Source organism: Vibrio sp. 1078-1 (assembly GCF_033340475.1).
Map to the genome: position 1 here is coordinate 1 of NZ_JAWOWM010000257.1, position 764 is coordinate 764.

At 50.5% G+C, this 764-nt stretch carries 1 protein-coding gene; it reads right to left on the reverse strand.

Annotated features, from left to right (window positions below):
* Positions 1–764: AMP-binding protein (locus tag R7190_RS26965; RefSeq protein ID WP_318137811.1), on the reverse strand; the 764-nt coding region annotated here is incomplete at both ends.

Below are 764 nucleotides of genomic sequence, written 5' to 3' on the forward strand. Positions count from 1 at the left end.
CACTTGATGCTTATCGACCACTTCGCTCATACGGCTTGTGTTCGGGTAGTTTGGTACACCTTCGAACAGGATGGTTTTCGCACCGTTCGCAAGTGGTCCGTAGATAAGGTATGTGTGGCCAGTAATCCAGCCTACATCTGCGGTACACCAGAACGTTTCACCTGGTTGGTAATCGAAGACGTATTTAACCGTCATGGCAGCATAAACAAGGTAGCCACCTGTTGTGTGAAGTACGCCTTTTGGTTTGCCTGTCGAGCCTGATGTGTAGAGGATGAACAGTGGGTCTTCCGCTTTCATCTCTTCTGGTGGACAAACATCAGATACTTTTGCGGTTGCTTCGTGCCACCAAACGTCACGATGCTCATGCCAATCTACATTGCCGCCTGTGCGTTTTAGTACCACAACTTTGCTGATGGTTTTTACTTCTGGGTTAGTGAGTGCTTCGTCCACGTTCTTTTTCAGTGGAACGGCACGTCCACCGCGCACACCTTCGTCCGCAGTGATCACAACTTTCGCGTCAGAGTCGATGATACGACCAGACAGTGCTTCTGGTGAGAAACCACCAAACACCACGGTATGCACCGCGCCGATGCGTGTACACGCCAGCATAGCGATAGCCGCTTCTGGCACCATTGGCATGTATAAACACACCACGTCGCCTTTGCGCACGCCTTGGTCTTTTAATGCGTTAGAGAACTTGCACACTTCTTTGTGCAGTTCGTTGAAAGTCAGCGTTTTGTCGTCTGCTGGATCATCGCCTTCCC